Source organism: Alphaproteobacteria bacterium, from assembly GCA_030740435.1.
Taxonomy (GTDB): Bacteria; Pseudomonadota; Alphaproteobacteria; order UBA2966; family UBA2966.
Genome location: JASLXG010000004.1, coordinates 1 through 12,181, shown reverse-complemented (window position 1 = coordinate 12,181; position 12,181 = coordinate 1). Strand labels below are relative to the sequence as shown.

At 64.9% G+C, this 12,181-nt stretch carries 16 protein-coding genes; 5 read left to right on the top strand and 11 right to left on the bottom strand.

The genetic code is table 11. The features are described 5' to 3' along the window. Positions 1-160 precede the first annotated feature (160 nt). Genes QGG75_00415 through QGG75_00405 form a run of 3 tightly spaced genes read right to left on the bottom strand, consistent with a single transcriptional unit; the run spans position 161 to position 2,678 of the window. On the bottom strand, positions 161-565 hold the full coding sequence (locus QGG75_00415) for a Zn-ribbon domain-containing OB-fold protein (GenBank protein ID MDP6065710.1): 405 nt from the start codon (positions 563-565) through the stop codon (positions 161-163). A gap of 2 nt (positions 566-567) precedes the next feature. Then, positions 568-1,725 carry a transporter gene (locus QGG75_00410; protein ID MDP6065709.1) on the bottom strand — a complete coding sequence of 386 codons (1,158 nt, stop codon included), beginning with the start codon at positions 1,723-1,725 and terminating at the stop codon, positions 568-570. 26 nt (positions 1,726-1,751) lie between these two features. Next, the gene (locus tag QGG75_00405) at positions 1,752-2,678 is read right to left on the bottom strand and encodes a glutathione S-transferase family protein (protein MDP6065708.1); all 927 of its coding nucleotides are present in this window, start codon (positions 2,676-2,678) and stop codon (positions 1,752-1,754) included. 134 nt (positions 2,679-2,812) lie between these two features. Between QGG75_00405 and QGG75_00400 the strand changes: the two genes are divergently transcribed. Then, a complete protein-coding gene (locus tag QGG75_00400) occupies positions 2,813-3,973 on the top strand; it encodes a M20 aminoacylase family protein (protein MDP6065707.1) in 1,161 nt (386 codons plus the stop codon). Positions 3,974-4,049: 76 nt separating this feature from the next. On the opposite strand, the gene QGG75_00395 is transcribed toward QGG75_00400, so the two are convergent. From QGG75_00395 to QGG75_00360, 8 genes are all read right to left on the bottom strand, one after another. Beyond that, positions 4,050-4,649 (bottom strand): gamma carbonic anhydrase family protein, encoded by a 600-nt coding sequence (locus QGG75_00395; GenBank protein MDP6065706.1) that lies wholly within the window; start codon positions 4,647-4,649, stop codon positions 4,050-4,052. 3 nt (positions 4,650-4,652) lie between these two features. Then, on the bottom strand, positions 4,653-5,180 hold the full coding sequence (locus tag QGG75_00390; GenBank protein MDP6065705.1) for a MarR family transcriptional regulator: 528 nt from the start codon (positions 5,178-5,180) through the stop codon (positions 4,653-4,655). 117 nt (positions 5,181-5,297) lie between these two features. Next, on the bottom strand, positions 5,298-5,462 hold the full coding sequence (locus QGG75_00385) for a hypothetical protein (GenBank protein ID MDP6065704.1): 165 nt from the start codon (positions 5,460-5,462) through the stop codon (positions 5,298-5,300). An 18-nt stretch (positions 5,463-5,480) separates the two neighbouring features. Next, positions 5,481-5,669 carry a hypothetical protein gene (locus QGG75_00380; GenBank protein MDP6065703.1) on the bottom strand — a complete coding sequence of 63 codons (189 nt, stop codon included), beginning with the start codon at positions 5,667-5,669 and terminating at the stop codon, positions 5,481-5,483. 47 nt (positions 5,670-5,716) lie between these two features. Beyond that, on the bottom strand, positions 5,717-6,151 hold the full coding sequence (locus tag QGG75_00375) for a carboxymuconolactone decarboxylase family protein (GenBank protein MDP6065702.1): 435 nt from the start codon (positions 6,149-6,151) through the stop codon (positions 5,717-5,719). Beyond that, positions 6,148-6,951, bottom strand: coding sequence for an arsenite methyltransferase (locus QGG75_00370; GenBank protein MDP6065701.1), 804 nt, complete (start codon positions 6,949-6,951; stop codon positions 6,148-6,150). Before QGG75_00370 ends, QGG75_00375 begins: the two co-directional genes overlap by 4 nt. Positions 6,952-7,004: 53 nt before the next feature. Continuing rightward, positions 7,005-7,343, bottom strand: coding sequence for a metalloregulator ArsR/SmtB family transcription factor (locus QGG75_00365; GenBank protein MDP6065700.1), 339 nt, complete (start codon positions 7,341-7,343; stop codon positions 7,005-7,007). A gap of 30 nt (positions 7,344-7,373) precedes the next feature. Further along, a complete protein-coding gene (locus QGG75_00360; protein ID MDP6065699.1) occupies positions 7,374-8,582 on the bottom strand; it encodes an MFS transporter in 1,209 nt (402 codons plus the stop codon). A gap of 23 nt (positions 8,583-8,605) precedes the next feature. Between QGG75_00360 and QGG75_00355 the strand changes: the two genes are divergently transcribed. The 4 genes from QGG75_00355 to QGG75_00340 all read left to right on the top strand — a co-directional run. Next, positions 8,606-8,734 (top strand): hypothetical protein, encoded by a 129-nt coding sequence (locus QGG75_00355; GenBank protein MDP6065698.1) that lies wholly within the window; start codon positions 8,606-8,608, stop codon positions 8,732-8,734. 54 nt (positions 8,735-8,788) lie between these two features. Beyond that, positions 8,789-10,246 carry an AMP-binding protein gene (locus tag QGG75_00350; protein ID MDP6065697.1) on the top strand — a complete coding sequence of 486 codons (1,458 nt, stop codon included), beginning with the start codon at positions 8,789-8,791 and terminating at the stop codon, positions 10,244-10,246. Between the two features lie 257 nt (positions 10,247-10,503). After that, entirely contained in the window at positions 10,504-11,070 is a 567-nt protein-coding gene (locus tag QGG75_00345; GenBank protein ID MDP6065696.1) for an Hpt domain-containing protein, read from the top strand. Between the two features lie 374 nt (positions 11,071-11,444). Beyond that, a partial coding sequence (locus tag QGG75_00340; protein ID MDP6065695.1) for a caspase family protein occupies positions 11,445-12,181 on the top strand: 737 nt, incomplete at its 3' end.

Sequence of the window (12,181 nt, the reverse complement as noted above, 5' to 3'; positions counted from 1 at the left end):
CGGGCGAACAGTGCCCGACCGGATATGAGGTGATGCGGCAATGCCGCTCAAAACGTAAACGAGGCCATCCTGTGCGAAGCCTGACGATCACAACCAAACCAAAAGGAGTTCCACCTTGACAACGAGACCCCCATATGAGGGCCGGGAGGGTGCCCACCAATCAACCCGCCGGCCGGGCGATGGGCAACGTAACCTCGTCGTCGATATCCTCGAAGCCGATCTCCACCGCCAAGCCGATGGCGATCTCGTCCTCGGCCACGTCGCGCAGCCGGCAATTCAAGCGCACGCCCTCGTCGAGGTCGATGATGCCCAGCAGCAGCGGCAGCTGCTCCTTGAAGGAGGGGTGGAAGGCGTGGTGCGAGATGGTCCAGCTATGGATACGGCCCTGGCCCGAGGCCTCGACCCAGTCGGCCTCCATGGCGTGGCAGTGGGGGCAGACCGGGCGCGGGTAGTGGCGCACGGCACCGCATTGGGCGCATTTTTGCAATACCAGGCGGTGTTGCTTGAGGGCTTCCCAGAAGGGCTTCGTGTCTTCGTTGGGCGACGGCAGCAGGGGCTCGACCATGATCAGGCTCCGCCGCGCATAATGGCCACCGAGCCGTCGCCCAGGTCGCCATAGCCGGTGACCAGGCCGATCTCGGCGTCCTTGACCTGGGCCTTGCCGCCCTCGCCCCGCAACTGCCGCACCAACTCGACGACGTGGTTGAGGCCGATGACGTGGGCCTGCGAGAGGAGGCCGCCGTGGGTGTTGATGGGCAGCTTGCCGTCCGGGTCGACGTGGCCGTCGTCGATGAAGGGCCCGCCCTCGCCCTTCTTGCAGAAACCCAGATCCTCGAGCTGGCAAAGCACGGTGTAGGTGAAGCAGTCGTAGATCTCGGCCACATCGATGTCGTCGGGCCCGACGCCGGCCATACTGAAGGCCCGGGGCGCCGCCTTGGCCAGGCCCAGCGTGGTCAGGTCGGGACGCTGGCTGATGGCGCTGGGGGAATCGGGGTGGCCCTCGGCAACACCCATGATGGTGACCGGGGTCTGGCGCAAATCGCGGGCGCGTTCGCTCGACGACACCACCACGGCAGCACCGCCGTCGCTCTCCAGGCAGCAATCGAATAGCCGAAAGGGGTCCGAGATCATGCGCGCCGACTGGTGTTCCTCGATGGTCAGCGGCTTTTTCATGATGGCGTTCGAGTTCTTTAGCGCCATCTCGCGGGTGTTCACGGCGATGCGCCCGAACTGCAGGCTGGTGGTGCCATAAAGCTCCATGTGGCGGCGCGCCATGGGAGCGTAGAACTGGGCCGGCGCAACGGCGCCCGAGGGCATCTCGAATTCGCCCACCAGGCGGAACTGGGGCAACTGCTGCATGCGCATGCCGACCCGGATCTGGGAATAGCCGTTGCGGCCCAGCGGGATCAGCACGTGGTTGGCAACGCCGGTGACGATGGCCATGGCGGCGGCCTGCAGCGCCGCCACGGAACTCGCGCCCCCCATCGGCGTGGTGGCGGAAAAGCGCAGGTCGTCGAGGCCGAAGTTGGTGGCGAAATCCTCGGCCACAACTTCGTTGTTGGCGTAGGGGATGATGCCGTCGATGTCGCGGGGCGTGAGCCCGGCGTCGGCAATGGCGGCCAGCGAGGCCTCCATCTGTAGGGCCGGGACGCTCTTGCCGGAGCCGCGCACGTAAGCCGTTTCGCCGATGCCGCTAACCGCACATTTTTCGCTCAACGTGGTCATGATGCCCTCCGCTCGCCCCTCGCTGTTCAGTCGCCGTCGAGCAGAGTGACACGATAGCCGACCCGCGGGAAGTGGACAGCGATCCGACCGACGCGTTCGTTTTCCTGGCTCACGGTGATGAATTCGCGATCGCAGCCGTGCACCGGGCCCCTGACCTCGGGGTCGCCGCCATCGACATCGGGCACCACGCTGACCTGACGGCCGGCCAGGGCCTGAGGGTCGGCGCTGTCGACCAGCGGCGGCGCCGGTTCGGAGGCATGGGCGATATCCAGCGCTTCGGCCGCCGTCATCTCGCTGGGTTGGCCGTGGCCGATCTCGGCCACCCGCGCTTCCCAGGCTTCGAGTTCAGGAAATTCGGCCAGCATTTCAGGCCCGCCCGCCCAGCGCCCACGCACGAACCAGACCAGGTAATAGCCCAGCGCATCGGCCAGCCCGGGATCGGCGCCGGCCAAAAACGAAGACCCAGCGAGCTGGGCGAGCCAGCCGAACTGGGCTCGCACCTGGGCCACGATCAGCGGCAGCTCGGCCGCCACCTGCTCCAGGTTCCAGTCGGGACCGAGATAGAGCCGGCCGCGGTCGGCGGCGAATTCAGGCGGCAGGTCGGCCAGCGAGGCGCCCAGCACCAGTTTGACGCAAAGGTCGAAGAACTCGCCGTCGGTCCAGCGGCTGAAGCCCCAAGCCAGGCCGGCGGCGCCGCCGGCGGGTTCGAAGCTGGGTTCGGGGAAGCGCCGCTCCAGCTCGCGCAAAATCGCCAGGCTGTCGCAATAGACGTCGGCGCCGATCTGCATCACCGGGGTGCGCCGGTAGCCGCCGGTCAGCGGCACCAGATCGGGCTTGGGCGGCAGCCGCGGGATTTCCACCGAGCGCCAGGCCAGGCCCTTGATGCCAAGCCCCACGCGCACCTTCTCGGACACCGGCGACTGGGGATAGTGGTGCAGGATGATGTCGTTCATCTCGTGACCTTTCGCAAGCTAGCGCCCTTGGTCCGCACCATAGCGCCTTGGCCCCGTGCGGCAAGCGGCTGGAATGGAGCGCCTTTCTGCGCCATGCTCGCGCCTTCGCTCCGCCCTGCCAGGAAAGAAATTCCATGACTGCCATCGAACGCATTGCCGAGTACCACGCCGAACTCACCGAGTGGCGGCGCGACCTGCACACCTATCCGGAGATCGGCTTCGAGGAGGAGCGCACCTCCGAGATCATCGCCACCCGGCTCGAGGAATTCGGCTGCGAGGTGGCACGGGGTTTGGGCAAGACAGGTGTCGTCGGCAGCCTGCGGCTAGGTTCGGGCGAGCCCGCCATTGGCCTGCGCGCCGACATCGACGCCCTGGCCATGGACGAGGACAACGATTTTGCCCACCGCTCGCAGATCCCCGGCCGCATGCACGGCTGCGGCCACGACGGCCATACCGTGATGCTGCTGGGTGCGGCCCGCTATTTGGCCGAGACGCGCAACTTCAACGGCACCGTCCACTTCATCTTCCAGCCCGCCGAGGAAGGCACCGGCGGCGCCGCCGCCATGGTTGCCGACGGGCTATTCGAGCGCTTTCCCGTGGACGCCGTCTATGGCATGCACAACCGTCCGGGAATGGCCGAGGGCGAGTTTGCCGTGCGTTCGGGGCCGACGATGGCCGGCGGCGGCTTTTTCGACATCGCCATCCAGGGCCGCGGCGCCCACGGTGCCCGGCCCGAGACCAGCATCGATCCGGTGATCGTGGCGGCCCACATCGCCACGGCGCTGCAAACCGTGGTCTCGCGCAACTTGAGCCCCTTCGAGACCGCGGTGCTGAGCGTCACCCGCATCGAAGGCGGCGACGCCTACAACGTCATCCCCGACCGGGCATTTTTGCGCGGCACCATGCGGGCCTTCAGCGACGAAGCCATGGCGGCCATGGTCAAGGGCCTGAACGAGATCGCCCCGGGCATCGCCGGCGGCATGGGAGCGACGGCCGAGGTCGATACCCAGGTGCTGTTCCCGCCACTGGTCAACGACCCGGCCGAGGCTACCTTCGTGGCCGACGTGGCCGCCGCCCTGGTCGGCGAGGACATGGTCGAACGAGAGGCGCCGCAGATCATGGCGTCCGAGGACTTCCCCCACATGATGAAGGACCGCCCCGGCGCCTACCTCAACATCGGCACCGGCCTCGAGGCCACGGGCGTGCACCACCCGAGTTACGATTTCAACGACGCCGTGCTGCCGCTGGGCGCCAGCTTCTGGGCGCGTTTGGTTGAGACGCGCCTGGGCAAATAAGGAAAACCGCTAGCCGGCATTTCTCACCGGGTCATGATCCGCGCGTCGCTGTCGCGCGCCCGCTGAGAAATGCGGGCTAGACGACGATCGTATCGAGCTTGTGGGTTTCGAGGCGTTGCGAAACTTTGGCCGTAACCTTGTCCATGCATTCGCCAAGGGGCTGGTCTATGCCATAAGCCGTAAGGGAGAACTTGAGCGGTTCCTGGATCGCCCATATTTCCTCGTGCAGATCGGCACTGAATATCCCTGCCGGGTTCCCCACCGCGACCCAGCTTATGGGAACGGTGCTCATGGGCTCGAGAACAGAATTTACGTGAACGATGCCGTGAACGCGAACCACCGAGCCACGGCCCAGACGGCTGCCGTGGAAGATGGAGGTGCCGGTGGCCAAGAAAACCCCATCCTCGACGGTGGCGCCAACGACGTGTGCCGTGGGCCCAATCAGAACGCCGTTTCCGATCGAACAGTCGTGACTGACCGTCGACCGCACAACGGCGTTCTGCATGACGACGCTATTTTCGCCGATCCGGATGTTACCGCCTTCGGCGACGATTCTCGCGCCGTGCATAACGCGTGCGCCCCGGGCGATGATGACGTCGCCGCACACTGTTGCATCCGGTGCTACGAAGGCTCCTCCGTCGACGGTGGGTGAATTACCCAAGTGTTCCAAGAGCATCGTTCATTCCTCGCTTGAGCCCGCGCTAAGCGCGAGACGTTCAATTTCGCCGGCACGTCTGTTGATCGGGCAGCCATCGCCCTGGCAGACGCCATGATCGCAATAGCGACAGGTGGTTCTGGCCACCGCTCGGCCGGTGGTGGCGGCGTAGAGAATTTTGTCGACAAATTTTGCCAGGAGCTCCCGCTCGCGGGTGGCAAGCGGTTCCGCAAGCTGGCGGGCGACGTTCGCTCGCGCCCGCCGAAACCTCCTTGCCGTCTGCCGCCCGGCCCTCGTCAGGGAGACGGTGACGACCCGGCCCGCGCGCGGCTCACGCCGAACCAAACCGCGATTCTGCAGGCCGTCCACGAGCCGCGTTGCGGTCGGTTGGGAGATACCGACGATTTCGGCGGTTCTCGATATCGGCAGCGCACCCCGGCTCAGCAAGGTGAGGAGGATCGATGCCGCCCGCGGCGAGACGTCCTCAAAGGCCTGTTCCAGGCGGTCCTGGAGCAGTGTCCCCAACGCTGCGAGTTGATTTTCTTGTTCCATATGCATAGCCTATGCAATTATCAAAAATTTGTCAAGGAACTTCATCTCTCCGCAAATGTCGCGAAAAACGGAGACAGCTACCTTTGACCCCTCAGGTACCCGTCCCCTTTTCTCGGGCTAGGATATGGCGCTGTGAAAACTATGATCGCAGCCGAACACGTAGTGACATATCGGGATGATGTCATGCAGCGAACAGGCCGCCAGAAACAGGGCGATCACTGACAAGAGCGAAAGAATGATCGCCTGATGATGCTTTTCGAGCGTGTCGTTAAGCGTTGCCATGATGGCACTCCCCTTTTGCTAGACGGGGAAGGGGCAGAGGCCGCTGAGGGTGGCATAGGCGCCGGCCAGCACCGGCACCAGCGCCACGACGAAAACCCAGATCGCCAGGATGCGGCCAAAGCGTTGGATGCCGCCCTCCGCCCGGCTCGAGGCGAAGAGCACGAAATAGCCGATGACGACCAAAAAGGTCGCTGGAACGAGGCTCATAAAGAAGCACATCTCGATACCTCCTGTTGCCGCCGTCGCCCACGTCGCTAGGCGGCGGCCTCCACGGGAACGGGCACCAGGGCCTCGACGTGCGAGATCGCCTTGCCGCGGATGAAGGTGGCCAGTTTGGCCAGCGCCGCGAGCTCGTCCTGGTCGATGGCGGCAGCCGGTGCCAGAGCCAGATAGTGTTCGAGACTGGTGGTGCAGTTGACGGTGAAGGCGGCGCCGATGGCGATCAACAGCGCCGTGCGGTCTTGGCTGAGCGGATAGGGCGCGGGCCCGGAGGCCAGGCCGTGGACCGCCATGATTTCGGCCGCCCGGCCGCGCACGCCGATGGCGATGCGGCGGGCCCGCGAGATTTCCTCATCCCCGGCCTTGGCCTGGCGTACCGCCTTGAGGTGATAGTCGGTGCAGGGCCGGCAGCCGGCGGCCAGGGAAATACCCACGGCGGCCAGTTCTTTTTCCTTCAGCCTCATGGTCATGATGTCCTCCTGGCTTCGATGGTGGCCGAGGCCACGTAGTCCCCGACATCACGGCCGGGCGCCCAACCCTCGACCGCGGGTTCGAACGATTCGTTGACCTTGACGGAGACCCCGGCGAATCCGATTTCCGTCAGCCAGGCCGTGATCTCGGCGATGGTGGCGGCGCCGCCGACGCAGCCGGCCACCATCTTGAGGTCGCGGGCCAGGTCGTCGGGCAGCGTGTCGCGGGCCACCACGTCGGAGATGGAAACCCGGCCGCCGGGCTTGAGCACGCGGAAGATCTCGCGGTAGACGGCGGGTTTGTCAGCCGAGAGGTTGATGACGCAGTTCGAAATCACGGCATCGACGCTGGCGTCGGCCAACGGTAGGTGCTCGATTTCACCCAACCTGAAGTCGACGTTGGCGGCCTCGACCTTGAGGGCGTTGGCGCGCGCCTTCTCGATCATCTCGGGCGTCATGTCGACGCCGATGACGCGGCCCTCGGGGCCCACCTGCTGGGCCGCCAGGAAGCAATCGAAGCCGCCGCCGCTGCCCAGATCGAGCACCGTCTCACCCGGCGCCAGCGCCGCGATGGCGGTGGGGTTGCCGCAGCCCAGCCCAATGTTGCTGCCCTCGGGCACGGCCGCCAGTTCCTCGGCGCTGTAGCCGAAACCCCGCGACACCTGGTCGGTAGTCGATCCGGTACCGCAACAACTTCCGGCCTCGGGCGTCGGACTGCAACTTGGGTTGGCGGAACGGGCGACGGCGGCGTAGGTCTCGCGCACCTCGCGGCGCACCTCTTCGGAAGTGGGTTCGGTCATCGTCCTGATCCTTCGACTATTTGACAGGTTTCGATATTTAGACGCAAAAAAATTCAGGCCGCCGCGGCCTCATTGAAAAACCCCGAGAGCGCCTGCAGCGTCAGCGGCTCGACCCAGCATTCGATGGTCTGGCCCGAACGCTCCATATGGATGAGGCCGGCCTGGCGCAATTCCTTGAGGTGATGCGAGACCGTCGACTGGGCCAGGCCGAGTCCGCTGCCCAACTCGCCGACGCAGGACCGGTCGCTGGGGCTGCAGGCCTCGCCGGCACGGCAACAGCTCGCCAGGTCGAGAAATATGCGCAGCCGGTGCGGGTTGGCCAGCGCTTTGAACATGGCGGCATAGTGCTCGGGCTCGAGGGCAGGTGCAGCTTGTGTTTCAATATTCGACATATTTCGAATATACGAATTTCTTACCGGATGTCAAGCCCCGTTCCGGCGCCGCAGGAAGCGAATCCCCACCGCCAGGGCAGGCAGGCCGGCGAGGGCGAATCCCAGGCCGTAGCTGCCGGTCAGGCCCAGGATCAGGCCGAACATGGCGGGATAGACCAGCAGCCCGGCGCTGGTGAAGAAGAGCACGCCGCCGGTGGCCGCGCCGACCCGGCCCTGGGGCGCCAGACGCGCCACTTCGGAGAGCGTAACGCCGTGCCAGCTTATGGCGGTGCCGGTGAAGACCATGGCCACGGCGCCGATGGCGACGATCGGCCAATCCGGCGTACAAAGGGCAAGACCCGCCGAAGCCGCCGCCATGACCAGGCCCAAAAGGCCCAACACGACTTGCGGGGAGAGGTAACGGCTGGCCACCCAGCCCCACAGAATGCGCGCCCCGATGGCCACCGCCAGGGCCGCCGAGAAGACGCCGCCGGCGGTTTGCAAGGGGTGCCCCAGGCCCTTGACCAGATAGGTCACGAAGAAGGCGACGAAGATGGCCTGCAGGCCGACGAAGACGAAGGTGGCGAGCGCTAATTCGCGCAACGGCGCCAGCCCCGTCACCTGGCGCAAGGTGCGTCCCAGCTCGCCCAGCGCCAGGCTTTGGTCGGGATTGCGGCCCTGGTCGAACTCGCGGCGCAAGGGCTGCAGGCCGAGCGCCAGCACCAGGCACATCAAGCCGCTGGCCACCAGGGCGCCCTGCCAGTCCATGAGCACGATGAAAAAGGGCACCAGCAGCCCGGCCAGCATGCCGCCCACCGGCACCCCGGTCTGCTTGAGCGAAAACACCACCGGTGCCATCCGGGGCGGCGCATAGCGGCTGAGGATGTGCGAGGAAGCCGGCGTCGACACCGACATGCCCAGGCCGATGATGGCGGCACTGATGGCGAACAGCACCAGATGGCCCGCATCAAAGGCTGCCAGGGTGAGGCCGAAGCCGATCACCAGCAGTGACACCTGGCTCACGCGCAAGCCGCCGAAGCGCTGGATGTAGGGACCCGACGACAGCGCGCCGAGCATGGCCATGCCGAACAGGATCGAGGTATAGACGCCGATCATGGCCGGAGCCAGGCCCAGGGCATCGGCCAGCACCGGCGCCGCCACCGGCACCACCAGTTGCGCCATCGAGGCGAACGACTGCTGCGCGAACATGGCGCCCACGGCTAGGACGAGCAAGTTGCGGGCGGGACGGCGGTCAGGCACGTCGAGCGTTCTCCCGGGCTGGATTGAAGCCGATCGGCGAAGGGAAAAGGATTATAGCCAATCCCGGCGAGGACGACTGGAAGGAACTGGTCTTCCCGCGGGCCCGCCAGATCCTCGACCGCGCCATCCGGGGACTCAGCCTGGCGGCCTGAGGCAGCTTTTACAAAATATTCTCAGTCGTCTGCGGTTACCATCAGGCGTTCCCCATGAAGGAGCGCAACATGACCGGTCCGTCGCCAAGCCGCCTGCCGCTTTACCATGCCAGCATCGACTGGGATGCCTTCCTGGCCGACTATCCGCCGCCCGACGTTTTCGCCGAGACGGTGTTCAAATGGCCGGCCGAGCGGATTCGCGAATTACAGAACCGCCGCTTCCTCGAGATCATGGCCTTCGCCTGGCAGAACGATTTCTACCGCCAGCTCTGGGGCGGCGCCGGCATCGAGCCGGGCGACATCCGCGGCCTCGATGACATCACCAAGCTGCCCACCTTCAACTCCGACGACATCAAGGAAAATCAGACCCGGCATCCTCCCTACGGCACCATCACCGGTCTCGATCGCCGTGAGGCTCTGGTCCACATGCCGCTGAAGATGCAGACCAGCGGCGGCACCACCGGCAAGCCCCGGCCCACCATGTACGGCCCCCGCGAGTGGGAAATGAACGGCCTGCAGATCGCCCGCAGCCTTTATATCCAGGGCGCCCGGCCCGGCGACGCGCTGCAGATCCCGGCCACCTGTTCGCTGGCCAACCTGGCCTGGGCCTACTACAAGGCCTGCCACGATTACCTCGGCGTGATGCCGCTGACCACCGGCTCGGGCGTCGTCATGCCGAGCGCCAAGCAGGTCGAGACGCTGTTTGACTACGGCGTCGAGATCATCGTCAGCTTCCCCGAATACCTGACCCAGTTGGCGGCCGCGGCGCGCGAGCAGGGCCGGGACATGCGCGACGCCAAGCTCAAGTTCATCGCCTGTTACCTGGGACCGGATACCGCAGGCTTGCTGCACCGCGAGCTGGAAGAGCTCTACGGCTGCCCGGTCTACGACAACTACGGCACCCACGAGATCTCCCATGCCTCCTTCGAGGGCCCCGACAAGGATGGGCTTTATTTCATGGAGGACTGTCTTTATCTCGAAGTCCTGGACACAGACGACGGACGACCGCTCTCGCCCGGCCAGGAGGGCAACCTGGTGGTCACCTCGCTGTTTCGCCAGATCCCGCCCTTGATCCGCTTCAATCTGCGCGACCTGACCCGCGAGTTGCCCAGGCGCGAGAGCGCCCTGGGTTCGCACTTTCGCCGCATGGACAGGTTCCTCGGCCGCAGCGACGACATGGTCAAGATCCGCGGCACCAACGTCTACCCCATGGCCTGCCTGAGTGCCGTGCGTAGCGACCAGCGCACCACGGGCGAGTGGATCGTGATGGCCGAGCGCAGCCGGCGCCAAGGCGTGCTGCGCGACGAGCTTACGGTGCGCGTCGAAGTGGTGGATAAGGCCGGGGCGCTGGATGGCTTGCAGGAGCATCTGCAAGTTCGCCTGCACCAAGACCTGGGGCTACGTGTCACGGTCGAGCTGGTGGCCGAAGGGGCGCTGGCGGAGGTTGCCAACATCGGCCGTGAGGGCAAGGCACGGCGCCTGCTGGACCGGCGTTTCGAGAGCGGGGTGTGAGGCGTGCCTATCCGCTTGAGACAGACACCCACTACATATCGAGCAAACGAGGCACCATGCCGACACCGCCCAATCGGCCGCTCATGACCCATTGCGGACAATATGCCGCGATGAACCGGCGACCAAAAGGCCCGTGGCACAGTGTGTCAGTTGTTACTCGACTGTTTGAAAAATAACGTCAGAATCGACAAGGAGAACCGCATGGCTTGTGGATTTGGCGGAAGCGATCAGCCGGGATCGAATTTGGAGGGGCCGGAATGAGCGGCGATCTTGAAGGTGTTCTTGCCCAACTGCGCGAAGAATATTTGGGCGGCATCACTGACACACTGGATGAAATCGACGGATTTATTGACCGCATGATTCGCGGCGTCGGCGACCGCGGGGACGACTTTTTTGAACTGCAAAGACAGATCCACAGTCTCAAAGGCTCGGCCGGTACCCACGGGTTTGCCGCCGTAACGCTCGTTGCCCACCGCCTCGAGGATTACATCGAGGCGACCCGTCGCCTGAGCAACGACCAGCTTGGTGACGTCCAAATTTACGTCGATCGCATCCGTGAAATCTTTGAAGCCGGTCAGGATCCCTCCGCTGAGCAGTTGGACGCGATCGTGCTCGGCCTGCCGTCAAGTGCTGCGGCAACAGTCGATGCCGATCAGGTGCGTAACGTCACCGTGCTCTTGGTCATGACGAAGGGGGTGGAACGGACCGTCATCGGACGGGAGTTGGCTTCGTGCGGTTTCGATCTTTCGTTCACCGAATTGCCGATCGAGGCCATCGGGCTCGCCCTATCGCTACACCCCGACCTGATCGTTGCCTCCACCTAGTTCAAACTGTTGAGCGGAGTCGAGCTCGCCCGCGTCCTTGAGACCATCGAAGCGACCTCAGAAATTCCCTTTGTTTTGACAACCAGCCATGAGCCCGGGTCCCCGGTCCTCAAGTCCCTCCCCGACAAGGTGCGAATCGTCCCGAAGGGCCAGAAACTGCTGGATGGTCTGACGACTTGTCTTATCGATTTGGGAATGTTTGGGAAGATCTAGCTGCGCCGTGTGCCCCCAAAACGCGATTCGCCGGCTAGGGTCGCCATTCTGACGGCAATCCTTAGAGCGGTCATTCTAGTCTTCGATCTCTTCGATCCCTTTCAGAGTGGCTGGCTCACTCGCTACTTTTCGCTCCCGACCAGGGCTTCGACCTGCCACGCTTGCAGACGGCGGTGGGCGACGCCCGGGCGGTGACCAAGGTCCTGTCGAGCGATTATGGCTTCGAGAGCAAAATGCTGCTCAACGCCACCCGAGCCGACATCATCGACGCCCTGGCGGCCCTGAGAGGCCGTTTGACCGCCAACGACAACCTGCTGATCTACTTCGCAGGCCACGGCGTGCTAGACAGTTATGCCGAGGAAGGCTATTGGCTGCCCGTCGACGCCAAGAAGAACAGCCCGGCCAACTGGATCTCCAACGACGACGTGACCAACATGCTGCGGGCTTTGCGAGCCCGGCACGTCATGGTGGTCGCCGATTCGTGTTTCTCCGGGACCTTGGTGCGGACTGCACCGGTCCGGATCAAGACGGCGGCAGAGCGCAACATCTGGCTCAAGCGCATGGTCAAGCGGCGCTCGCGCACGGCCCTGGTATCGGGCGGCCTGGAGCCGGTTCTCGACGCTGGTGGCGGGGCGCATTCGGTGTTCGCCAAAGCCTTCCTCGAAGCGCTCAGCGAAAATTCCGGGGTGCTGGAGGGGCAGACCCTGTTTTCCCGGCTCAAACGGCCGGTGGCGCTGGAATCCGATCAGACGCCGCAGTATTCAGACATCCGTCGCGCTGGCCACGATGGTGGCGAATTCCTCTTCGTGCGCCGATCTTCGCTGTCAGGAGCCGGATCCGCAACCGCGAAGCCGGCGCCACCTGCGAAGCCGACCTTCGATGCCCGAGCCGCCGATCT

Coding starts and splice junctions, on each gene's coding strand:
- QGG75_00415 (MDP6065710.1), bottom strand. CDS start 565: ATGGTCGAGCCCCTGCTGCCGTCGCCCAACGAAGACACGAAGCCCTTC.
- QGG75_00410 (MDP6065709.1), bottom strand. CDS start 1,725: ATGACCACGTTGAGCGAAAAATGTGCGGTTAGCGGCATCGGCGAAACG.
- QGG75_00405 (MDP6065708.1), bottom strand. CDS start 2,678: ATGAACGACATCATCCTGCACCACTATCCCCAGTCGCCGGTGTCCGAG.
- QGG75_00400 (MDP6065707.1), top strand. CDS start 2,813: ATGACTGCCATCGAACGCATTGCCGAGTACCACGCCGAACTCACCGAG.
- QGG75_00395 (MDP6065706.1), bottom strand. CDS start 4,649: ATGCTCTTGGAACACTTGGGTAATTCACCCACCGTCGACGGAGGAGCC.
- QGG75_00390 (MDP6065705.1), bottom strand. CDS start 5,180: ATGGAACAAGAAAATCAACTCGCAGCGTTGGGGACACTGCTCCAGGAC.
- QGG75_00385 (MDP6065704.1), bottom strand. CDS start 5,462: ATGGCAACGCTTAACGACACGCTCGAAAAGCATCATCAGGCGATCATT.
- QGG75_00380 (MDP6065703.1), bottom strand. CDS start 5,669: ATGAGCCTCGTTCCAGCGACCTTTTTGGTCGTCATCGGCTATTTCGTG.
- QGG75_00375 (MDP6065702.1), bottom strand. CDS start 6,151: ATGACCATGAGGCTGAAGGAAAAAGAACTGGCCGCCGTGGGTATTTCC.
- QGG75_00370 (MDP6065701.1), bottom strand. CDS start 6,951: ATGACCGAACCCACTTCCGAAGAGGTGCGCCGCGAGGTGCGCGAGACC.
- QGG75_00365 (MDP6065700.1), bottom strand. CDS start 7,343: ATGTCGAATATTGAAACACAAGCTGCACCTGCCCTCGAGCCCGAGCAC.
- QGG75_00350 (MDP6065697.1), top strand. CDS start 8,789: ATGAAGGAGCGCAACATGACCGGTCCGTCGCCAAGCCGCCTGCCGCTT.
- QGG75_00345 (MDP6065696.1), top strand. CDS start 10,504: ATGAGCGGCGATCTTGAAGGTGTTCTTGCCCAACTGCGCGAAGAATAT.